This is a genomic window from Acidovorax sp. YS12 (genome assembly GCA_021496925.1).
Classification (GTDB): Bacteria; Pseudomonadota; Gammaproteobacteria; order Burkholderiales; family Burkholderiaceae_C; genus Paenacidovorax.
In genome coordinates, this window is the sequence record CP053915.1 from 105452 (window position 1) to 128688 (window position 23237).

At 68.9% G+C, this 23237-nt stretch carries 16 protein-coding genes; 9 read left to right on the forward strand and 7 right to left on the reverse strand.

All coding sequences use genetic code 11. The annotated features are described in order from the left end of the window. Window positions 1-60: 60 nt before the first annotated feature. From YS110_00525 to YS110_00565, 9 genes are all read left to right on the forward strand, one after another. Window positions 61-1209: an ABC transporter substrate-binding protein gene (locus YS110_00525; protein ID UJB63355.1), complete on the forward strand. Its 1149-nt coding sequence runs from the start codon at window positions 61-63 to the stop codon at window positions 1207-1209. 51 nt (window positions 1210-1260) lie between these two features. Beyond that, on the forward strand, window positions 1261-2898 hold the full coding sequence (locus tag YS110_00530; protein UJB63356.1) for a fatty-acid--CoA ligase: 1638 nt from the start codon (window positions 1261-1263) through the stop codon (window positions 2896-2898). Window positions 2899-3047: 149 nt separating this feature from the next. Continuing rightward, complete coding sequence (locus YS110_00535) at window positions 3048-4283, forward strand: branched-chain amino acid ABC transporter substrate-binding protein (protein ID UJB63357.1); 1236 nt, start codon at window positions 3048-3050, stop codon at window positions 4281-4283. A 232-nt stretch (window positions 4284-4515) separates the two neighbouring features. Next, complete coding sequence (locus tag YS110_00540; GenBank protein ID UJB63358.1) at window positions 4516-5469, forward strand: branched-chain amino acid ABC transporter permease; 954 nt, start codon at window positions 4516-4518, stop codon at window positions 5467-5469. Between the two features lie 148 nt (window positions 5470-5617). Continuing rightward, window positions 5618-6934, forward strand: a complete 1317-nt coding sequence (locus tag YS110_00545; protein ID UJB63359.1) for a branched-chain amino acid ABC transporter permease — start codon at window positions 5618-5620, stop codon at window positions 6932-6934. A 3-nt stretch (window positions 6935-6937) separates the two neighbouring features. Beyond that, complete coding sequence (locus tag YS110_00550) at window positions 6938-7720, forward strand: ABC transporter ATP-binding protein (protein UJB63360.1); 783 nt, start codon at window positions 6938-6940, stop codon at window positions 7718-7720. Window positions 7721-7722: 2 nt separating this feature from the next. Then, window positions 7723-8418 (forward strand): ABC transporter ATP-binding protein, encoded by a 696-nt coding sequence (locus tag YS110_00555; protein UJB63361.1) that lies wholly within the window; start codon window positions 7723-7725, stop codon window positions 8416-8418. A 117-nt stretch (window positions 8419-8535) separates the two neighbouring features. Next, entirely contained in the window at window positions 8536-10635 is a 2100-nt protein-coding gene (locus YS110_00560) for an enoyl-CoA hydratase/isomerase family protein (protein UJB63362.1), read from the forward strand. Between the two features lie 38 nt (window positions 10636-10673). Then, window positions 10674-11849: an acetyl-CoA C-acyltransferase gene (locus YS110_00565; protein ID UJB63363.1), complete on the forward strand. Its 1176-nt coding sequence runs from the start codon at window positions 10674-10676 to the stop codon at window positions 11847-11849. Between the two features lie 134 nt (window positions 11850-11983). On the opposite strand, the gene YS110_00570 is transcribed toward YS110_00565, so the two are convergent. The 7 genes from YS110_00570 to YS110_00600 form a co-directional block, all read right to left on the reverse strand. Then, the gene (locus YS110_00570) at window positions 11984-12871 is read right to left on the reverse strand and encodes a transglutaminase family protein (protein UJB63364.1); all 888 of its coding nucleotides are present in this window, start codon (window positions 12869-12871) and stop codon (window positions 11984-11986) included. A gap of 3 nt (window positions 12872-12874) precedes the next feature. After that, window positions 12875-15406: a circularly permuted type 2 ATP-grasp protein gene (locus YS110_00575; protein UJB67302.1), complete on the reverse strand. Its 2532-nt coding sequence runs from the start codon at window positions 15404-15406 to the stop codon at window positions 12875-12877. A gap of 40 nt (window positions 15407-15446) precedes the next feature. After that, window positions 15447-18836, reverse strand: coding sequence for a transglutaminase family protein (locus tag YS110_00580; protein UJB63365.1), 3390 nt, complete (start codon window positions 18834-18836; stop codon window positions 15447-15449). A 41-nt stretch (window positions 18837-18877) separates the two neighbouring features. After that, window positions 18878-19753, reverse strand: coding sequence for a peptidase (locus tag YS110_00585; protein UJB63366.1), 876 nt, complete (start codon window positions 19751-19753; stop codon window positions 18878-18880). Between the two features lie 14 nt (window positions 19754-19767). Next, the gene (locus YS110_00590; GenBank protein UJB63367.1) at window positions 19768-20559 is read right to left on the reverse strand and encodes a transglutaminase family protein; all 792 of its coding nucleotides are present in this window, start codon (window positions 20557-20559) and stop codon (window positions 19768-19770) included. A 90-nt stretch (window positions 20560-20649) separates the two neighbouring features. Next, window positions 20650-21633 (reverse strand): alpha-E domain-containing protein, encoded by a 984-nt coding sequence (locus YS110_00595; protein ID UJB63368.1) that lies wholly within the window; start codon window positions 21631-21633, stop codon window positions 20650-20652. 36 nt (window positions 21634-21669) lie between these two features. Then, window positions 21670-23061, reverse strand: a complete 1392-nt coding sequence (locus tag YS110_00600; GenBank protein ID UJB67303.1) for a circularly permuted type 2 ATP-grasp protein — start codon at window positions 23059-23061, stop codon at window positions 21670-21672. Window positions 23062-23237: the final 176 nt, after the last annotated feature.

A 23237-nucleotide genomic window follows, 5' to 3' on the forward strand; every position in this document is an offset into this window, starting at 1 on the left:
AGGGGGGCGTGACACTGCGGGCTTTTTCCGGCGGGTATAACCAGGGCAGGGGAGACAACCATGCTGAACAAACGCGAATTCCTGGCGGGCGTTGGTGCGGCGGCGCTGGGGCCGTGGACGCTGGCGCACGCCGCCCAGGGCGTGAGCGACACCGAGATCGTGATCGGGCAGTCGCTCGACCTGAGCGGCCCGCTGGCCCAGATGGCGCCCGACATGGTGCACGCCACCAAAGCCTGCTTCGACGCGGTGAACGCGCAGGGCGGCGTGCATGGCCGGCGGCTGCGCGTCGTGACGCTCGACGATGGCTACCAGCCCGACGCCACGGTGAAGAACGTCGAGAAGCTGATCGCGGAGAACGATGTCTTCGCCCTGTGCAATCTGACCGGCACGGCCAACGTGGCGGCCATCCTGCCGCGCCTGGCCAGGGAGAACCCGCCGGTGCCGCTGGTTTCGCCGTTCACCGGGGCCGACGTGGTGCGCGTGCCCGCGATCGACCACGTCTTCAACATCCGCGCCAGCTATGGCGACGAGGTGGAGAAGCTGGTGCAGCACCTGACCACGCTGGGCGTGCCGCGCATCTCGGTGCTGTGGACGAACAATGCCTTCGGCAAGGACGGCCTGGAGGGCGCGCGCCGCTCCATGCAAAAGCGCGGCCAGGCGCTGCATTCCGACGCGCCCATCGCCCCGGACCTGTCGGACGTGCAGCAGGCCGTGGCCACGCTCAGCGCCACCGAGCCGAACTCCATCATCATGATCACCGCCGGTGCGCCGACGGTGGCGTTCATCAAGGCCTACCGCAAGGTGACGCGCGGCGCGCGCTTCTACACCCTGTCGGTGATGGGCACGCAGTCGGCGCTGCGCGCGCTGGGCGCGGACGGCGTGGGCGTGGTCGTCACCGCCGTGGTGCCCTTCCCCTGGAGCCAGAGCCTGCCCGTGGCGCGCGAGTACCGGGCCGCGCTGGAGAAGTCGGGCGCTGCGGGCCATGTGTCGTTCATCGGCCTGGAGGCCTATATCAACGCCAAGGTGCTGCTCGAAGGCCTGCGCCGCGCGGGGCGCGACCTGACCCGTGCGCGCTTCATCCAGGCGCTGGAGTCGCTGCGGCACTTCGACATCGGCGGGTTCGAGGTGGACTACGGCAAGGGCGTGCGCCAGGGCTCGAAGTTCGTCGATCTCACCATCATCGGCGCGGGCGAGAAGTTCACCCGCTAGGATGCCATTCGCTATTCGCCACCATTCATTTGATACCTCGAAGGAGCTTTTATGCTGGGTTTGATGCAGAGCCAACCGCTCTTGATCTCGTCGCTGATCACGTTCGCGGAGCGCCACCACGGTGACGGCGAGATCGTCTCGCGCCGGGTCGAAGGCGACATCCACCGCTACACCTACCGCGAGTTGGCCCAGCGTTCGCGCCAGCTGGCCAACGCGCTCGAGGCGCTGGGCCTGCAGCAGGGCGAGCGCGTGGCCTCCATCGCCTGGAACGGCTACCGCCACATGGAGATGTACTTCGGCGTCTCCGGCTCGGGCCGCGTGCTGCACACCATCAACCCGCGCCTGCACCCCGAGCAGGTGGCGTGGATCGTCAACCATGCCGAAGACCAGGTGCTGTGCTTCGACATGACCTTCCTGCCCCTGGTGCAGGCCGTGCATGCCAAGTGCCCCACGGTGAAGAAGTGGGTGGCCCTTTGCGACGCCGACAAGCTGCCCGCGGACAGCGGCATTCCCGGCCTGACCAGCTACGAGGACTGGATCGGCGCGGCCTCCAGCACCTACGCCTGGCCGCAGATCGACGAGAACAGCGCCTCCAGCATGTGCTACACCAGCGGCACCACGGGCAACCCCAAGGGCGTGCTGTACAGCCACCGCTCCACCACGCTGCACGCCTACGCAGCGGCGCTGCCCGACGTGATGAACCTGTCGGCGCGCGACGCGGTGCTGCCGGTGGTGCCGATGTTCCACGTCAACGCCTGGGGCATTCCGTATTCCGCCGCGCTCACGGGCTGCAAGGTGGTCTTCCCCGGCCCGGCGCTCGATGGCAAGTCGGTCTACGAACTGGTCGAGGCCGAGGGCGTGACCTTCGCCGCCGGCGTGCCCACGGTGTGGCAGATGCTGCTGACCCATGTGCGCAGCAACGGCCTGAAGTTCAGCACCCTCCAGCGCACGGTGATCGGCGGCTCGGCCTGCCCGCCCGCGATGATCACTGCGTTCCAGGAGGAATTCGGCGTGCACGTGCTGCATGCCTGGGGCATGACCGAGACCAGCCCGCTGGGCACGCTGTGCACCCTCAAGAACAAGCACCTGCAGCTGCCGCGCGCGCAGCAGGAGCAGCTGCAGCAGAAGCAGGGCCGCGCCATCTGCGGCGTGGACCTGAAGATCATCGGCGGCGACGGCAGGGAACTGCCCTGGGACGGCAAGACCTACGGCGACCTGCTGGTGCGCGGGCCGTGGATCCTGGACAGCTACTTCAAGGGCGACAGCCCGCTCATCAAGGACGAAAACGGCGTGGGCTGGTTCCCCACGGGCGACGTGGCCACGATCGACGCCGACGGCTTCATGCAGATTACCGACCGCAGCAAGGACGTGATCAAGTCCGGCGGCGAGTGGATCAGCTCCATCGACGTCGAGAACATCGCCATGGCCCACCCGGCCGTGGCCATGGCGGCGTGCATCGGCATGCCGCACCCCAAGTGGGACGAGCGCCCGATCGTGGCCGTGTCGCTCAAGCCGGGCGCCAGCGTGACGCGCGAGGAACTGCTCAAGTTCTACGAGGGCAAGACGGCCAAGTGGCAGATCCCGGACGACGTGGTGTTCGTCGAGGCGATTCCGCTCGGCGCCACCGGCAAGATGCTCAAGACCAAGCTGCGCGAGCAGCTGCAGGGCTACAAGCTGCCCGGCTTGTGACCCCGGGAGAGGGGCGCGCGCCCGGGGGGGCGCGGCACCTCGACAGTGCGCGCAGTCGCATGGGCGATAGCCGGTAGGGGCAATCCCTGTGCGATGGCGCAATGCAACCTTGTACGCTGCGGCGTGTTGATCAATAAAGGAGACAAAGCATGAAATTCGCTATCAAAGCAGTAGCTGCTGGCGCAATCCTGGTAAGCGCTGGAGGCGCTTTTGCCCAAAAAGGCGAGACCGTCAAGATCGCCTGGCTGGACCCGCTCTCGGGCCTGATGGCGGCCGTGGGCACGAACCAGCTCAAGAGCTACCAGTTCATCGCCGAGGAGTTCAACAAGAAGAACACCTCGGGCGTGAAGTTCGAGATCATCGGCATCGACAACAAGCTCAGCCCGCAGGAGACCACCAGCGCGCTGCGCTCGGCCATGGACCAGGGCGCGCGCTACGTGGTGCAGGGCAACGGCTCGGGCCCGGCCCTGGCCATCATGGATGCGCTGGAAAAGCACAACGCGCGCAATCCCGGCAAGGAAGTGCTGTTCCTCAACTACGCCGCCGTGGACCCCGACCTGACGAACAGCAAGTGCAGCTACTGGCACTTCCGCCTGGACGCCGACACGTCGATGAAAATGGAGGCGCTGACCACCTACATGAAGGATCTGCCCGAGGTCAAGAAGGTCTACCTCATCAACCAGAACTACTCGCACGGCCACCAGGTCTCGAAGTTCGCCAAGGAAATGATGAAGCGCAAGCGCCCCGACGTGCAGTTCGTCGGCGACGACATGGCGCCGCTGGCCCAGGTGCGCGACTTCTCGCCCTACATCGCCAAGATCAAGGCCTCGGGCGCCGACAGCGTGATCACCGGCAACTGGGGCTCCGACCTGGCGCTGCTCATCAAGGCGGCCAACGACGCGGGCCTGAACAACGTCAACTTCTTCACCTACTACGGCTCCGTCTCCGGCACGCCCACGGCCATGGGCGCGGGTGCCGCGGGCCGCGTGTACATGGTGGCCTACGCCCACATGAACCTGCCGGGGCCGCTGCACCAAATCGTCGTGGACTACAAGAAGAAGTTCAACGACGACATGTACACCGGCGCCGTGTACCACGCCTTCACCATCCTGGACACGGCCTTCGCCAAGACCAAGTCCACCGACCCCGTGAAGGTGGCGGCTGCCATGGAAGGCATGAAGTTCAACAGCTTCAACGGCGAGGTCGAGATGCGCAAGACCGACCACCAGCTGCAGCAGGGCCTGTTCATCTCCAAGTGGGAGAAGGCGGGCGGCAAGTACCCCATCGACTCCGAGAGCACGGGCTACACCTTCGTGCCGGTGAAGTACTACGAGCCCTACGTGGCCAGCACGCCCACGTCGTGCCAGATGAAGCGTCCGTCCTGAGAACGTGTGAAAGAACCCGCCATGCCCGCTCATTCCGCCAAAACACACCCGCCCGTCGTTGCAAATGCTCGCCATGGCACGCGCCATGGCTGCGCTTTGCGCCTAGGGCGGGCGCGTTTTCACGGCCTGCTCGGGCACGCCGGATTCATTCACACGTCCTGACCCTGGCGGTTTTCCTGGGAGGCCCGGGTTTGCCTCGGGCCTTTTTTTTACCCTGCAACCAAGAGTTCCGATGAGCCTGGAATTTTTCACGATCTCGTTGCTCAACGGCGTCAGCTACGGGCTGCTGCTGTTCATGCTCAGTTCGGGCCTGACGCTGATCTTCAGCATGATGGGCGTCCTGAATTTCGCGCATACGAGCTTCTACATGCTCGGCGCCTATTTCGCCTACACGATCTCGGGCGTGGTGGGCTTCTGGCCCGCGCTCGTCCTGGCGCCGCTGTGCGTGGGGGCGCTAGGCGCCGTGTTCGAGCGCTACAGCCTGCGCCGCGTGCACAAGTTCGGCCACGTGCCCGAGCTGCTGGTGACGTTCGGCCTGTCGTACCTGATCCTGGAGCTGGTGCAGCTGGTGTGGGGCCGCTCCACCGTGCCCTACGGGCTGCCCGAGCAGCTGCAGGGGCCGCTGTTCACGCTGTACGGCACGCAGTTCCCCAAGTCGCGCTCCTTCATCATGCTGGTGGCCGTGCTGATGCTGCTGGCGGTGTGGCTGCTGCTCACGCGCACGCGCATCGGCCTGGTGATCCAGGCCGCGCTCAAGCACCCGCACATGGCCGAGGCGCTGGGCCACAACGTGCCGCGCGTGTTCATGCTGGTGTTCGGCGGCGGCTGCGCCCTGGCCGGGCTGGCCGGCGTGATCGGCGGCAACACCTACGTGACCGAACCGGCCATGGCCGCATCGGTCGGCTCCATCATCTTCGTGGTGGTGGTGGTCGGCGGCATGGGCTCGCTGACCGGGGCCTTCCTTGCCTCGCTGCTCATCGGCGTGGTGCAGACCTTCGCCGTGGCGCTGGACTACTCGGCGGCCAGCGTGCTGGCGCAGTTCGGCGTCACCGTGGGCGAGCAGACCGTGGGCTGGCCGCTGCTCAAGCTCACCGTCTCGCAGGTGGCGCCCATCCTGCCCTACCTGTTCCTGGTTCTGATCCTGATTTTCCGCCCGAAGGGCCTGCTGGGCACGCGGGAGGACTAGCAATGAAACACCCCCTGAGTCGCCTTCGGCGCCTTCCCCCTCTCTCTGCGCGCTGCGCGCTCCGGGAGGGGGACGCAGCCCTCGCGGCGGGGCGGCCCTTGCGCGGCTGCCCGCGCCTGGGACGCGCCAGTTTCCTGCGTTGCGGGTAATGGATGGCCAATACATGACTTCTTCTACTTCTTACTACCGCTTCAAGCCGCTGAACATCGGGCGCTTCGTGATCTGGACGCTGTTCGCGGCCATGCTGATCGCCGCCCCGCACCTGTTCACGAGCAGCCTGGCGCTGACCATGCTCTCGCAGATCGGCTACCTCATCATCATCTGCCTGTCGTACAACATCCTGTTGGGGCAGGGCGGCATGCTCTCGTTCGGCCACGCGGTGTACACCGGCCTGGGCTCGTTCATCACCATCCACGCGATGAACATGGCCGGGCGCGGCGAGCTGCCGCTGCCGCTGTGGCTCATGCCCATCGTGGGCGGGCTGGCGGGCATGTTCTTCGCCACGCTGCTGGGCTTCGTCACCACCAAGAAGTCGGGCACCACCTTCGCCATGATCACGCTGGGCATCGGCGAGCTGGTGGCCTCGATGGCGCTGATGTTTCCCGAGTTCTTCGGCGGCGAGGGCGGCATCACCACCGACCGCGTCTATGGCAAGGGGCTCTTCGGCATCACCTTCGGGCCCGCGCTGCAGGTGTACTACCTGATCGCGGTGTACTGCTTCATCTGCACCGCGCTCATGTTCGCCTTCACGGGCACGCCGCTGGGCCGCATCCTGAACGCCGTGCGCGACAACCCCGAGCGTGTCGAGTTCATCGGCTACAACACGCAGCGCGTGCGCTACTTCGCCTTCATCATCGCGGGCTTCTTCGCGGGCGTGGGCGGGGCGCTGGCGGCCATCAACTTCGAGATCGTCACCGGCGCCGACAGCCTGAGCGTGATCCGCTCGGGCGGCTACCTGCTGTTCACCTTCCTCGGTGGGGCCACGTTCTTCTTCGGCCCCATCATCGGCGCGGTGCTGCTGGTGTTCGCCTCGGTGCTGCTGTCGGAGCTGTCCAAGGCCTGGCTGCTGTACCTGGGCCTGGTGTTCCTGTTCATGGTGATGTATGCGCCCGGCGGCATCGCCAGCCTGATCATGATGAACCTGCGCCTGGCCAAGTTCGGCAAGCTGCGCCAGCTCTGGGTGTCGTACCTCGGCCTGGCGGGCACGGGCCTGGTGGTGGTGCTGGGCGCCGCCGCCATGGTGGAGATGACCTACCACCTGCAGCTCAACGCCGCGCTGGGGCCGCAATTCAATTTCCTGGGCGCCACGCTCGATGTCACGGGGTTGGCGAGCTGGTTCGGCGCGGGCTTCGTGCTGCTCACGGGGCTGGGCCTGTTCGAGCTGTGCCGCCGGCAGTTCCTGCAGCAGTGGGGCCGCATCCAGGAAGAAATAGAGCATGAAATCCAGCGTGGGGAGGCGCTGTAAGCCATGGCGAATCCATCCACCTGTGCGCTGGAGCTGCGCGAGCTGCGCAAGAGCTTCGGCAAGACCGAGATCATCCGCGGCGCCAACCTGGCGGTGCACGCCGGCGAGCGCGTGGCCATCATCGGCCCCAACGGGGCGGGCAAGTCCACGCTGTTCAACCTCATCAGCGGGCGCTTTGCCCCCACCAGCGGCGAAGTGCGGCTGCACGGCGCGCGCATCGACGGCAAGGCGCCGTTCGAGATCAACCGCATGGGCCTGTCGCGCAGCTTCCAGATCAGCAACATCTTTCCCAAGCTGAGCGTGTTCGAGAACCTGCGCTGCGGCGTGCTGTGGAGCCTGGGCTACCGTTACGCGTTCTGGCGCTTCCTGTCGAACCTGCAGGACGCCAACGAGCGCGCCGAGCAGCTCATGGAGATGATCCAGCTGCAGAAGAAGCGCGACACCCTGGCCATGAACCTGACCTACGCCGAGCAGCGCGCGCTGGAGATCGGCATCACCATCGCGGGCGGCGCCAGCGTGATCCTGCTGGACGAACCCACGGCCGGCATGAGCAAGAGCGAGACCACGCGCTTCATCCACCTCATCAAGCAGGTCACCGAGGGGCGCACGCTGCTCACCGTGGAGCACGACATGGGCGTGGTCTTCGGCCTGGCCGACAAGATCGCCGTGGTGGTGTATGGCGAGGTGATCGCCTTCGACACGCCGGAAAACGTGCGCGCCAACCCGCGCGTGCAGGAGGCCTACCTGGGCTCCGTCATCGCCGCGCAGCAGGCGGAGGGCCACTGAACATGCTGAAGATCGAGAACCTGCACGCCTACTACGGCAAGAGCCATGTGCTGCATGGCGTGAGCTTCGACGTGCGCCCCGGCGAGATCGTGGCCCTGCTCGGGCGCAACGGCTCGGGCCGCTCGACCACGGCCAAGGCCATCATGGGCCTGGTGGACTGGGAGGGCACGCTGCAGTGGAAGGGCCAGAGCCTCACGGGCAAGAAGGCCTATGAGGTGGCCCACCTGGGCCTGGGCTACGTGCCCGAGAGCCGCGACGTGTTCCCCAACCTCACGGTGCACCAGAACCTGCTGCTGGGCCAGAAGGGCAGTGGCAAGGGCAGCCGCTGGGGCTTCGACGACATGTACGCCATGTTCCCGCGCCTGCACGAGCGGCGCAACATCGAGGCCGGCGTGATGTCCGGCGGCGAGCAGCAGATGCTGACGCTGTGCCGCACGCTCATGGGCGACCCGGACCTGATCATCATCGACGAGCCCACCGAAGGGCTGGCGCCGAAGATCGTCGAGCTGGTGGGCGAGTACCTCACCAAGATCAAGGAGCGCGGCGTGTCGGTGCTGCTCATCGAGCAGAAGCTCACCATCGCGCTGGGCATTTCCGACCGCACGCTCGTCATGGGCCACGGCAGCATCGTCTTCGAGGGCACGCCCGACGAACTGCGCGCCAACAGCTACGTGCGCAAGGAGTGGCTGGAGGTCTAAATACCCCGGGAATACCCTGGCCGGTGCTTGTCCCAGGCGGGACAAGCGCGCGCCGCAAGCCTTGCCTACAATCAAAAACGCACGACCGTTCTTTTCTACTTTCCAAGGAAGCGCAGCATGACCGCTGAATACCAAGTCCACGGCAATGTGGCCGTGATCACCCTGGCCAATCCTCCCGTCAACGGCCTGGGCCTGGCCACCCGCCAGGGCATCGTCGCGGGGCTGGAGAAGGCCAATGCCGACGCCAGCGTCAAGGCCATCGTCATCACGGGCGCGGGCGGCGCGTTCTCGGGCGGGGCCGACATCAAGGAATTCGGCACCGACAAGGCCATGGCCGAGCCCAACCTGCACACCGTCATCAGCGCCGTGGAGAACTCCGCCAAGCCCGTGGTCGCGGCCATCCACACCGTCTGCATGGGCGGCGGCCTGGAGCTGGCGCTGGGCTGCCACTACCGCGTGGCGGCCCCTGGCTGCAGCATCGCGCTGCCCGAGGTCAAGCTGGGCATCCTGCCCGGCGCGGGTGGCACGCAGCGTCTGCCGCGCGTGGTCGGCGTGGAGGCGGCGCTGAACATGATCGTCAGCGGCGAGCCGGTCAAGAGCGAACTCATCGGCATGGTCCCCGGCCAGAAGCTGTTCGACAAGCTGGTGGCCGCGCCCGAGGCGCTGGCCGCCGAGGCCCTGGCCTTCGCGCAGAGCGTGGCCGACGTGCGCCCGCTGCCGCTGGTGCGCAACCTGCCGTGCAAGCACCCCGAGGGCGATGCCTATTTCCAGTTCGCGCGCAACATGGTCAAGGGCATGGCGAAGAACTTCCCCGCGCCCGCCAAGTGCGTGGACGCCGTGGAAGCCGCCACCAAGCGCAAGTTCGCCGACGGCCTGGCCTACGAGCGCGAGCTGTTCATCAACCTGATGTGGACGCCCGAGTCGCGTTCGCTGCGCCACCTGTTCCTGGCCGAGCGCGCCGCGAGCAAGATCCCCGACGTGCCGGCCGACACGCCCAAGCGCGAGATCAAGAGCGTGGCCGTGATCGGCGCCGGCACCATGGGCGGCGGCATCGCCATGAACTTCCTCAACGCCGGCATTCCCGTGAAGATGCTGGAGATGAAGCAGGAGGCGCTGGACCGCGGCGTCGGCACCATCCGCAAGAACTACGAGGCGCAGGTCGCCAAGAAGAAGCTGAAGGCAGACAAGTACGAGCAGCGCATGGCGCTGCTGAGCACCACGCTGTCGTACGACGACCTGCGCGACGCCGACCTGGTGATCGAGGCCGTGTTCGAGGAACTGGGCGTGAAGGAAGCCGTGTTCAAGGAGCTCGACCGGGTGATGAAGCCCGGTGCCATCCTGGCCTCCAACACCTCCACGCTCGACGTCAACAAGATCGCCGCCTTCACCCAGCGCCCGCAGGACGTGGTGGGCCTGCACTTCTTCAGCCCGGCCAACGTGATGAAGCTGCTCGAAGTGGTGCGCGGCGACAAGACCGGCAAGGACGTGATGGCCACCGTGATGGCCGTGGCCAAGAAGATCAGGAAGGTGGCCGTGGTCTCGGGCGTGTGCGACGGCTTCATCGGCAACCGCATGATTGAGCAGTACGGCCGCCAGGGCGGCTTCCTGCTCGACGAGGGCTGCACCCCCGCGCAGGTGGACAAGGCGATCGAGAAGTTCGGCTTCGCCATGGGCCCGTTCCGCATGGGCGACCTGGCGGGCAACGACATCGGCTGGGCCATCCGCAAGCGCCGCTACCAGGAAAAGCCCGACATGAAGTACAGCAAGACCGCCGATCTGCTGTGCGAGAAGGGCCGCTTCGGCCAGAAGACCGGCGCCGGCTGGTACGACTACGTGCCGGGCAAGCGCGACGCCATCCCGAACGCCGAGGTGGTGCAGATGATCGAGGAGCACCGCAAGGCCCTGGGCATCACGCCGCGCAAGATTTCGGACGAGGAGATCGTGCAGCGCCTGGTGTTCGCGCTGGTCAACGAGGCCGCGCACATCCTGGAGGAAGGCATTGCCAACAAGGCCAGCGACATCGACGTGGTCTACATCTTCGGCTACGGCTTCCCGGTGCACCGTGGCGGCCCGCTGAACTATGCCAACGAGGTCGGCCTGTTCAACGTGGCGGCCACCATGAAGCGCTTCGCCCAGAACCCGCTGGACGATGCCAAGTTCTGGCAGCCCGCGCCCCTGCTGGCGCGCCTGGTGGCCGAAGGCAAGAACTTCCAGTGAGCGCGCGCGCCCCCCAATACTGAACGCAAGGATTTGACATGACCTCCGCAGTGATCGTTTCCACCGCCCGCACGCCGCTCGCCAAGAGCTGGAAGGGCTCCTTCAACATGACGCACGGCGCCACGCTGGGCGGCCACGCCGTGCAGCACGCCGTGCAGCGCGCGGGCATCGACCCGGCCACGGTCGATGACGTCATCATGGGCTGCGCCAACCCCGAAGGCGCCACCGGCATGAACATCGCGCGCCAGATCGCGCTCAAGGCCGGGCTGCCCGTCACCGCCTCGGGCATGACCATCAACCGCTTCTGCTCCTCGGGCCTGCAGACCATCGCCACCGCCTCGCAGCGCATCATCGCCGGCGAGGGTGAGGTGTACGTGGCCGGCGGCGTGGAAAGCATCTCCTGCGTGCAGCAGGAGATGAACATGCACATGCTGTTCGACCTGGCGCTGCAAAAGCAGAAGCCCGAGATCTACTGGAGCATGCTGCAGACCGCCGAGCAGGTGGCCAAGCGCTACGGCATCGGCCGCGACGCCATGGACGAATACGGCGCCGCCAGCCAGCAAAAGGCCTGCGCCGCCCAGGCTGCCGGCCTGTTCGACGCCGAGATCGCGCCCATCACCGTCACCGCGGGCGTGGCCGACAAGGTCATGGGCCTGACGACCAGGCAGGTCACCGTCAGCAAGGACGAAGGCACGCGCGAAGGCACGACGGTGGAGGCCATCCGCGGCCTGCGCTCGGCGCTGCCCGGCGGCCTGGTGTCGGCCGGCAACGCCAGCCAGTTCAGCGACGGCGCGGGCGCCTGCGTGGTGGTGAGCGAGGACTTCGCCAGCCGCAACAACCTGCAGCCCCTGGGCCGCTTCCTCGGCTTCGCCGTGGCGGGCTGCGAGCCCGATGAGATGGGCATCGGCCCGGTGTTCGCCGTTCCCAAGGTGCTGAAGAAACTGGGCCTGACGGTGCAGGACATCGACCTGTGGGAGCTGAACGAGGCCTTCGCCGTGCAGGTGCTCTACTGCCGCGACACGCTCGGCATTCCCAATGACCGCCTGAACGTCAACGGCGGCGCCATTGCCCTGGGCCACCCCTACGGCGTTTCCGGCCAGCGCCTGACGGGCCACGCCCTCATCGAAGGCAAGCGCCGCGGTGCCAAGCGCGTGTGCGTGACCATGTGCATCGGCGGCGGCATGGGCGCCGCCGGCGTGTTTGAAGTGCTGTAAAGCATCTGTTTCTGGCTCCAAGGCCTTCCCGCGCAAACCGTGAGGTTTGCGCGGGTTTTTGCTTTTTGGTGCTTTGTTTTTGATAGCTGCTGGCGCTTGCTGGACGGGCATTTTGGGCCGAAATCCCTTGATTTTCAAGCCATCTCCTGCAGCGGCGCGACCGTCACCGCCACGCGCAGCACGTGGCGGCCGCCGCCGTGGATCACGCCGCGCAGCGGGGCCACGTCGGCGTAGTCGCGGCCCAGGGCCAGGGTGACGTAATCCTCGCCCGGCGCGCGGTCGTTGGTGGGGTCCAGGTCATGCCACGCCCCGCCATCCGGGCCGGGCGACCATACCGATACCCAGGCGTGCGATGCGTCGGCCCCCACCAGGCGCGGCTGGCCCGGCGGCGGCGTGGTCAGCAGGTAGCCGCTGGCGTAGCGCGCCGCCAGCCCCAGGCTGCGCAGGCAGCCGGTCATCACGTGCGCGAAGTCCTGGCACACGCCGCGGCGCAGGCGCAGCGCTTCGAGCGCGGGCGTGCCCGCGTCGGTGGCCTGGGGGGCGTACGCGAAGTCCTGGTGGATGCGCGACATCAGCGCCGCTGCCGCCTCCATCAGCGGGCGGCCGGGCGTGAAGCAGGCGCGCGCGTAGTGCGCGAAGTCTTCGTGCAGCGGCACGTAGGGCGAGGCGAAGCAGAACTGCGCCGCTTCCACGTAAGGCGCGCCGCGCCGGTAGGCCAGGTGCTCGCGCACCGCCTCCCAGGGCAGGCCCGGCGCGGGCGCGGGGCGCGCCAGGGTGTCGATCACGCTGTCGGCGCGCACGCGCAGCGTGCCGTGCGTGAACGGCAGGCCGAAGTAGGCGCGCGCGTTGCCGTGCGCGTCCACGTCCTGCGTGCACTGGTCCGGCGCGGGGTCGATGTGCAGCGCATGTGCCAGGAGCCGCTGCGGGCCGTGGCCGAGCGGGCGCAGGTGCGCTACGTGCAGCGCGTGCTGCACGGGCGGGTCGTATTCGTAGGCGGTTTCGTGGATGACGCGCAGCAGCATCGTTCAGGCACCGAGGCTGTGGGGCAGCGCACCGGCCGAGTGCGTGAAGTAGCGCGTGGCCAGCAGGTCCGACAACTGCCACGCGCCCGCCACGCACTGGCGCAGGTAGGCCCGCAGCGCGGCATGGCCGTCGTCCTCCGCGCACAGCACCGTCAGCGGCGGCGGCATGGGAATGCCCTGCACCAGGGGCTGGGCGTCGGCGCCCGCGGTTTCCTCGATCTTGGCGATGCGCCCGCGCAGCGTCTGCGCCACCCAGGCGAGCGCGCGCGGGTTGTCGCGGTCGATCACCAGCAGGTCGAGCAGCGCCGGCATGTCGCGCCGCAGCTGGTACTGGGCGTGGAAGGTGATGGTGCTGTCGAACAGCGCCACCACGGCCTCGAAGCCCTCGGCTTCAAATACCGCGCCGGTCTCGACGGCGCGCGCCAGCGCGTCGGCCAGGAAGCCCAGGCGCTCCAGATGGCGGCCTATGGACAGCAGCCGCCAGCCGTCGTCGCGCGCCATGCGGTCGGTCTGCGCGCCGGTCATGGCGGCGGTGTGGCCGCTGAGCGTCTCCAGCACGCCCAGGGCATCCAGCGGGGCGTGGCCTTCGTTGCTTTCCAGGCGCTGGAAGAAGCCGGCCTCGGCGCGCACGATCAGGTTCCAGTGCTCCTGCGACAGCCGCTCGCGCACGCACGCCGCCGCGCCGCGCAGCCCGCGCAGGTTGAAGCCCACGCCGGTGGCGTGCGCGGTATCGGCCAGGCCGGCGATGAGGGCGCGCTCGAACGCGCGCCGTGCCTGCGGTGCCGGGGCCGTGTCCTCGGGCAGCATGCCGTGCCGGGCGGCCATGGCGCCGATCCAGGCCAGCAGCGGCCGCGAGGTCTGGCCCTCGCCGCCCAGGCATTGCAGCGCCAGGCGCGCCAGGCGCGTGGTGTTCTCGGTGCGCTCGGTGTAGCGGCCGAGCCAGAACAGGTTCTCCGCCGCGCGGCTCGACACCTGGGAACTGCGCTGCGCCACGGCCGGGCCGCTTTGCTGGGGGGGCAGCAGCGTGGCGGCGTCCACCGGGCCCTCGCTCAGCACCCACACGTCGGCGCTGCTGCCGCCGCGCTGCATGGAGGCGATGCCGCGCCCTTCGGGCGCGATGCGCGCCAGGCCGCCGGGCAGCACGCGCCAGGACTGCGGCCCGTCGCACACGGCGAACACGCGCAGCATGGCCGCGCACGGCACGATGGGGTGTGTCGGGCGCGCGCCGTGCCAGGTTGGCATGTGCGACAGCGGCTGATGCGCCTGCACGGTGAAGGCGCTGCCCTGGCGTTCGATGCGGTGGCTCCACGCCTGCAGCGCGGTGCGCGAGAGCGTGCTGCCCAGCACCGCGCCGTCCAGGCCCGGCGTGCCCGGCCAGGTGGGGCGGATGACGCTGTGCGCCAGGCGCGGCAGCGCGTCGCGTAGCGCGGCGTGCTCGCCGCACCACCAGGTGGGCAGCGAGGGCAGGCTCAGTTCCTCACCCAGCAGGTGCTGCGAGAGTGCGGGCAGAAAGCCCAGCAGCGCGCTGGATTCGAGAAACGCCGAGCCCGGCGCGTTGGCCACCAGCACGTGGCCCGCGCGGATGGCCTGCAGCAGCCCGGGCACGCCGAGTTGCGAGTCGCTGCGCAGCTCCAGCGGGTCAAGGAATTCGTCGTCCAGGCGCTTCAGGATGCCATGCACCGGCTGCAGGCCGTGCAGCGTGCGCAGGAACAGCCGGTCACCGCGCACGGTGAGGTCGCCGCCCTCGACCAGCGGCAGGCCCAGGTAGCGCGCGAGGTAGGCGTGCTCGAAGTAGGTTTCGTTGTACGGGCCGGGGGTCAGCAGCACGATGCGCGCGTCCTCCCCCTCGGGGCTCATGGCGCGCAGGTTGGCCAGCAGCGCGTGGTAGGTGGCCGCCAGGCGCTGCACCCGCATCTGGCCGAAGGCTTCGGGGAACAGGCGCGAGATGAGCAGCCGGTTTTCCAGCAGGTAGCCCAGGCCCGAGGGCGCCTGCGTGCGCTGGCTTACCACCCACCAGTCGCCGCGCGCGTCGCGCGCCATGTCGAATGCGGCGATGTGCAGGTGCGTGCCGCCCACGGGCCGCACGCCGTGCAGCGCGCGCAGGTAGCCGGGGTGGCCGTGCACCAGCGCGCTGGGCAGCAGGCCGGCGCGCAGCAGCGCCTGGGGGCCGTAGCAGTCGGCCATCACCGCGTCGAGCAGGCGCGCGCGCTGGCGCGCCCCGGCTTCGATGCGCTGCCAGTCGCCGGGCGTGAGCAGCAGCGGGAACGGATCGACCGCCCAGGGCCGTTGCGGGCCGTGGGCGTCGGCATAGACGTTGTAGGTGATGCCGTTGTCGCGCACCTGGCGCTGCAGGCTGTGCATGCGCCGGTCCATGTCGCGCAGGCCGGCACGGCCCGTGTGGTGGAAAAATTCGGCCCAATCGCTTGCCAGGCAAGCGCTGGAAGCTATTGATTTAGGAGCGTCTTCGGCCCCTGCGCAGCCGCGCAGTTCGTCGAAATGCCCCGGCGCGGCCGCTGCGGCGAGGGCCGCGGCCAGGGCGGCCGCGCTGTCGGGGTGGCTGGTGTACACGGATCAATCAAGGCCGCATCTGCCGCCGCAGGTCGAGCGTGAAGGGGAATTCGCGGCTGCCCGGCAGGCCGATGGTGGCGGGCGGCACGGCGAGCGGCCCCGCAGTGTGCCCCATGCGCGCGAAGCGCGCCAGGCGGCGGCTTTCCGCCTCGTAGGCGTTGACGGGAAAGGTGCCGTAATTGCGCCCGCCAGGGTGCGCCACGTGGTACTGGCAGCCGCCGAGCGAGCGGTTCATCCAGGTGTCCACGATGTCGAAGGTCAGCGGCGCATGCACGCCGATGGTGGGGTGCAGGCTGCTCGGCGGGTTCCACGCCTTGTAGCGCACGCCGGCGACGAATTCGCCCTGCGTGCCGGTGGGCTGCAGCGGCAGCGGCTGGCCGTTGACGGTGACGGTGTAGCGGCTGTCGTTGAGGCCCGTCACGCGCACCTCGATGCGCTCCAGCGACGAATCGACGTAGCGCACGGTGCCGCCGACGGCGCCTTCCTCGCCCATCACGTGCCAGGGCTCCAGCGCGTTGCGCAAAGTGAGTTCGATGCCGCGCGACTGCACCGCGCCGACGAACGGGAAGCGGAACTCGACGTGCGGCGCGAACCACGCGGGGTCGAAGGCGTAGCCCGCCTCGGCCATCTCGGCCAGCACGTCGTGCAGGTCCATGCGGATGAAGGTGGGCAGCATCCAGCGGTCGTGCAGTTCGGTGCCCCAGCGCGCGGCGGGGGCCTGGTACGGGGCGTTCCAGAAGCGGGCGATGAGCGCGCGCAGCAGCAACTGCTGCACCACGCTCATGCGCGCGTGCGGCGGCATCTCGAACGCGCGCAGCTCCAGCAGGCCCAGCCGGCCCGTCGCCGAATCGGGCGAGTACATCTTGTCGATGCTGAACTCGCTGCGGTGCGTGTTGCCGGTCACGTCGATGAGGATGTTGCGCAGCAGCCGGTCCACCAGCCACGGCGGCATGTCCTGGCCGTGGCGTGCACGGTTCTCGCGGATTTCGCGCAGCGCGATTTCCAGCTCGTAGAGCTGGTCGTTGCGCGCTTCATCGACGCGCGGCGACTGGCTGGTGGGGCCGATGAACAGGCCGCTGAACAGGTATGACAGCGAGGGGTGGTTGTGCCAGTACAGCAGCAGGCTGGCCAGCAGCTCGGGCCGGCGCAGGAAGGGCGAGTCGGCGGGCGTGGCGCCGCCCATCACGAAATGGTTGCCGCCGCCGGTGCCGGTGTGGCGGCCATCGGTCATGAACTTCTCGGCCGACAGGCGCGCCTCGAACGCCGCCTGGTACAGGAATTCGGTGTGCTGGACCAGTTCGGCCCAGTTGCTCGCGGGGTGGATGTTCACCTCGATCACGCCGGGGTCGGGCGTGACCTGCAGCAGCTTCAGGCGCGCATCGCGCGGCGGCGGGTAGCCTTCGAGGACGATCTTCACACCCAGTTCTTCTGCCGTGGCCTCGACGGCGGCGAGCAGGTCGAGGTAGTCGTCGAGCTGCGCGAGCGGGGGCATGAAGACGTAGAGCACGCCGGTTTGCCCGCCCTGCTGCTCGGCCTTCGGGCCGTTGGCCCGCGTGGGGTCGCGCGCCTCCACGCACAGCGCCGTGCGCGTCAGGCCGCCCGCCGACGCGAAGCGCTGCGGCATGGCCTGCGGGGCGGCAGCGGCGGCGCTGGCGTGCTGCAGCACGCGCGGCGCCTCGCCCGCGCGGTAGCGCGCCTGCAGCGCGGCGGCTTCGGGCAGCGGCTGCTGCGGCGCGCCAGGGTCCTGCGGGATCAGGTAGGGATGGTCGCCCTGGCTCACCCAGGGCAGGCTGTCGAGCGGCAGGCGGTAGCCCATGGGCGAGTCGCCGGGCACGAGGTACATGCGCTCGTCGCGGAAGAACCACGGCCCGGTGCTCCACCGCCCTGCGCCCTCGGCCTGCAAGGGCAGCACGTAGCCGACCACGCTGTCCAGCTTCTGCGCGAACACGCGGCGCAGGCGCGCGCGCTCCAGTTCGTCGTCGAGCCGCGCGTCGAACGGATCGACGTTGACGGGCAGGCGGCGCTCGCGCCAGAGGTAATAGAACACGTCCTCGTAGCCGGGCTGGATGTGGCTGTCCGCCAGGCCCAGCTTGCGCGCGAGCGTGTGGGTGAAGCGGCGCGCGTCCTCGCTGGTGTAGTGCGAGGGCGCGCGCTCGTCGGCGAACAGCGCCGGGTTGCGCCACGTGCCCTGGCCGTCGGCGCGCCAGCAGATGGAGAGCGCCCAGCGCGGCAGTTGCTCGCCCGGATACCACTTGCCCTGGCCGAAGTGCAGGAAGCCGCCTTGCCCGTATTCGGCACGCAGCTTGTGCGTGAGTTCCATGGCGAAGCCGCGCTTGGTCGGCCCGAGCGCGCCGGTGTTCCACTCGGGCGCGTCGCGGTCGTTCATGGCGACGAAGGTCGGCTCGCCGCCCATGGTCAGGCGCACGTCGCCTGCCGCCAGGTCGGCGTCCACCTTTTCGCCCAGGGCCAGCACGGCCTGCCATTGGCCGTCGCTGTAGGGTTTGGTGACGCGCGGCGATTCATGGATGCGCGTCACGCGCATCTCGTGGCTGAACGTCACCTCGGCCTTCTCCACCAGCCCCTCGATGGGCGCGGCGCCCGAGGGCTGGGGCGTGCACGCCAGCGGAATGTGGCCCTCGCCCGCGAGCAGGCCCGATGTGGCGTCCAGCCCGATCCAGCCCGCGCCAGGCAGGTAGACCTCGCACCAGGCATGCAGGTCGGTGAAGTCCACCGCCGTGCCGCTCGGGCCGTCGAGCGACTTCACGTCGGGCGCGAGCTGGATCAGGTAGCCCGAGACGAAGCGCGCCGCCAGCCCCAGGTGGCGCAGCAGTTGCACCAGCAGCCAGCCCGAGTCGCGGCAGGAGCCGCTGGCGTTCTCCAGCGTTTCCTCGGGCGTCTGCACACCGGGCTCCATGCGGATGAGGTAGCGGATGTCCTGCGCCACCTGGCGGTTGAGGTGGACCAGGAAGTCAATGGTGCGCTGTTCGCCGCGGTCGATCTTGCCGAGGTAGCTTTTGAGCCGCGGCGTGAGCGGCCCGGCGGCGAGGTAGGGCGCCAGCTCCTGCCTGACGGTGGCGGCGTAGCTGAACGGAAAGTGCCCGGCATCGGGCTCCAGGAAGAAGTCGAAGGGGTTGTAGACCGCCATCTCGGCCACCAGGTCCACCGTGACCTTGAAGGCGCGCGTCTTTTCCGGGAACACCAGCCGCGCCTGGTAGTTGGCGAACGGGTCCTGCTGCCAGTTGATGAAGTGCTGCGCCGGCTCGACCTTCAGCGCGTACGACAGCACCCGGCTGCGGCAGTGCGGCGCGGGGCGCAGGCGCACGGTTTGCGGCCCCAGCTCGACCAGGCGGTCGTAGGTGTAGTGGGTGACGTGGTGGAGTGCGGCGTGAATGGACATGGCGTGTGCGATGGGGGTGGTGTGGCCGGAAGGGGGGGCGGCTACTGCGCCTGCCCGTCGCCCGCGCCCTGCGCCAGCACCTGGTGCACGGCGGGCGGCAGGTCGGCGGCGTTGCCGGTGCCGATGCGCACGGGCTGGTGCAGGCGGGCGAAGGGCAGGGGCGCGGTGTCCTCGGCCGGGGGGGCTGCGGGGGTGGTCCAACGCGGGTTGGGAATGCCGGCGAACACCTGGCGCAGTTGCTCGCCCCAGGTGCGGCGGATCATGGCCAGGTACTCGCTGGTTTCGTCCAGGCAGGCGAAGCGCGTCACGCGCAGCGTGCCGCGCTCATACACCAGCAGGTCCAGCGGCAGGCCGACCGAGATGTTCGAGCGCAGCGTCGAGTCCATCGAGATCAGCATGCACTTGGCGGCTTCGTCGAGCGAGGTTTGCGCCTGCAGCACGCGGTCCACGATGGGCTTGCCGTACTTGGCCTCGCCGATCTGCAGGTACGGGCTCTCGGGGCTGGCGGCGATGAAGTTGCCCGCCGCGTACACCTGGAACAACTGGCACGGCGCGGCGCCGATCTGCCCGCCCAGGAGCAGGCTGACGTTGAAGTCGATGCCCTGCGCCTTGAGCGCCTGGCCGTCGCGCGCGTGCACGGCGCGCACGGCGTCGCCCACGCACTGCGCGGCCTCCTGCATGGTGGCGGCGTTCCAGAGCGAATGCGGGTCGTCCGCGCCGCGCTGCGCCAGCAGCGCCACGATGGCCTGGCTGATGGCCAGGTTGCCCGAGGTCATGAGCGCCAGCAGCCGGTCGCCGGGGCGCTCGAACACGCGCAGCTTGCGGAAGGTGCTGACCTGGTCCACGCCGGCATTGGTGCGGCTGTCGGCCAGGAAGACCATGCCTGCGTCCAGGCAGGCGGCGATGCAGTAGGTCATGACGTGTTCTTCGGCTACTGCTGCACCAGCACGTCCATGCGCATGCTTTCCTCGCCGCCGCCGGTGCGCACGCCGCGCACCGGCGAGGCGCTGGCGTAGTCGCGCGCCACGGCCAGGCGGCAGTGGCGTTCGCTGGCGTACTGGCGGCCCGTCACGTCGATGCTGGTCCAGCCGTGCCGGGGCCACCACAGGTCGGCCCAGGCGTGGGCGGACATGTGGTCGGCATCGGCGTGCAGGTAGCCGCTGACGTAGCGCGCCGGGCAGCCCAGGGCGCGCGCGCAGGCCAGGAACAGGTGGGCGTGGTCCTGGCAGACGCCGTGGCCCTGCGCCAGCACCTGGCTGGCGGCGGTTTGCGCGGTGCGCATGCCGGGTTCGTAGGCCACGCGTTGCGCGATGGCTTCGGCCAGCGCCAGGGCGTCGTCCGGCCCGCGCAGGCCCGCGGGCAGCACGCCTTGCGCGAAGGCGCGGATGCCGTCGTCGCACGCCGTCAGCGGCGTGGGCACGCAGTACGCCTGCACGGGCAGGCGGTTGTCCTCGCCGTGCACGGCGCCGCCGTCGAGCGGGCTGACTTCGATCTGGCCCGTCACCTTCAGCTCGATGGCGTCGTGCGGCTGGGTCAGCGTGAGGGTGTGGGTGATGTTGCCGTAGGCGTCCACCTGCTCCTCCAGCAGGCCGGGGGCCTCGATGTGCCAGCGCAGCAGGCGCTGGTGCTCGTCCTGGCGCGGCGTCAGGCGCAGCACCTGGATGCTGTAGCTCACGGGGTCGGTGTAGTGGTAGCGGGTGGTGTGCTTGATGAGGTGGCGCATGCGTCGCTCCTTGCCGTGGTTCAAAGTCAAGATTGATAGCTGCTGGCGCTTGCCCCATAAGGGCTGGCGGCCGATTTCATTGAAAAATCCTCAGGCGCTCAAGGGCAGCAGGAAGTCGCGGCCGATGCGCGTGCCCAGGTGGTTCACGCGCGCCAGGAAGTTGGTGAGGAAGCGGTGCAGCCCGGGGCCGCGCAGGATGTCCTCGATGCGCCCGTACTCCAGCTCGGCGAGCAGCAGGCCGGCCTGGCGCTCGGTTTCGGCCGAGCGGCCGTTGGCCACGCGCGCCAGGTTGTCCTTCACGCCGCGCATCAGCGCCACCAGCGAGCTGGGCAGGGTGGCGTTGAGCACCAGCAGCTCCACCACGCGGGAGGGCGTGACCACGTCGCGGTAGACCTTGCGGTACACCTCCAGCGCCGATACGCAGCCCAGGATGGCCGACCAGCGGTAGAACTCGCCCGCGTCGGTGTCGAGCGCCTTGCCCTGCGCCGCGCCCGGCTTGCCGCCTGGCGCCATGGCCTCGTGCTCGTGAAAGCGCACGTCCAGCATGCGCGCCATGTTGTCGGCGCGCTCCAGCTGGCTGCCCAGGCGCATGAAGTGCAGCGCCTCGTCCACCAGCATGGTGTTCTCGGTCACGCCGCGCACCAGGTGCGCGCGGTGCTTGATCCACTCGAAGAACTGTTCGGGGCTGCGTTCGAGCACGCCGTCGTCCAGGTCGCGCAGCAGCGTCAGCCAGGTGAGGTTGATGGTTTCCCACAGCTCGGTGGTCAGGCTGCCGCGCACGGCGCGCGCGTTCTCGCGGCAGGCGCGCAGGCAGGCGTAGATCGAGGAAGGGTTGTCGGCGTCGCGCGCCATGTAGTGGATCACGGCCTGCGGCTGCGGGGCGCCGTAGCGCGCGGCGAAGTCGCCCTCCAGCTCGAACAGGCGCAGCATGGCCTGCCACGACTCGCGGTGCACCGCCTCGTCGCGCGGCAGCAGGGCCAGCTGGGTGTTGACGTGCAGCATGCGCGCGGTGTTCTCGGCGCGCTCGATGTAGCGGCACATCCAGAAAAGATGGTCGGCGGTACGGCTCAGCATGGCGTGGTGCTCCTGTTCATGCTTTTTTTCATGGCGTCATTCCTCCAGCACCCAGGTGTCCTTGGTGCCGCCGCCCTGGCTGCTGTTGACCACCAGCGAGCCCTCCTTGAGCGCCACGCGGCACAGGCCGCCGGGCACGGTGCGGATTTCCTTGCCGCACAGCACGTAGGGCCGCAAATCGACGTGGCGCGGCGCCACGCCCGACTCCACGTAGGTGGGCGTGGTGGACAGCGCCAGCGTGGGCTGGGCGATGTAGTGGCCGGGGTGGGCCAGGATGCGGGCGCGGAACTCGTCCAGCTCGGCGCGGCTGGCCGTCGGGCCGACCAGCATGCCGTAGCCCCCGGCGCCGTGCACCTCCTTGACCACCAGCTCGGGCAGGTGCGCCAGCACGTGCGACAGCTCGCTTGGGCGGCTGCACTGCCAGGTGGGCACGTTGGAGAGGATGGGCTCCTCGCCCAGGTAGAAGCGGATCATGTCCGGCACGAACAGGTAGGTGGACTTGTCGTCCGCCAGCCCGGTGCCGATGGCGTTGGCCAGCGTGATGCGCTGCGCCCGGCAGGCCGAGAGCAGCCCCGGCACGCCCAGGGCGGAGTCGGCGCGGAACGACAGCGGGTCGAGGAAGTCGTCGTCCACGCGGCGGTAGATCACGTCCACGCGCTGCGGGCCGCGCGTGGTGCGCATGTAGACCGTGTTCTGGTCCACGAACAGGTCCTTGCCCTCGACCAGCTCCACCCCCATCTGCTGGGCCAGGAAGGCGTGCTCGAAGTAGGCCGAGTTGTACATGCCCGGGGTGAGCACCACCACGGTGGGGTCGTCGATGTTGCGCGGCGCCACCTCGCGCAGGTTGTCCAGCAGCAGGTCGGGGTAGTGCGCCACCGGGGCCACGCGCGCGCGGCTGAACATCTCGGGCATCAGCCGCATCGACATCTTGCGGTTCTCCAGCATGTACGACACGCCCGAGGGCACGCGCAGGTTGTCCTCCAGCACGTAGAACTCGCCGGCGTTGGCGCGCACGATGTCGATGCCCGCCACGTGGCAGTAGATGTTCTCGGCCACGGTCACGTCCTGCATCTCGGGGCGGTACTGGGCGTTGAGGAACACCTGCTCGGCCGGCACGATGCCCGCGCGCACGATGTCGTGGTCGTGGTAGATGTCGTGGATGAACATGTTCAGCGCGCGCACGCGCTGCTTCAGCCCCTGGTCGAGCCGCCGCCACTCGGCCGCGGGGATGACGCGCGGGATCAGGTCGAACGGGATCAGGCGCTCGGTGCCGTCGGCGTCGCCCGCCATCGAGAAGGTGATGCCGATGCGGCGGAAGTTCAGATCCGCCTCCAGGCGGCGCGCCGCCATGGCCTCGTCAGGCTGGCTGGCAAGCCACTGGGCAAAGGCGTGGTAATGCGGGCGCACGTTGCCTTGGGCGTCCAGCATTTCGTTGAAGGCGCGTTCGGTGATGGTCTTGTCGGCTGCTGCGTCGCTCATGGGCTGGGGTCCTCCCCCGCCGCGCGGCCGGTGGCATGGGGCCCTCCGTGGCTACGCAGCGGGAATGTGCTGGTGCCGGGGATAGAGCAGATACCGTGCCACCCGCCGCGCGCACCATGGCGCGG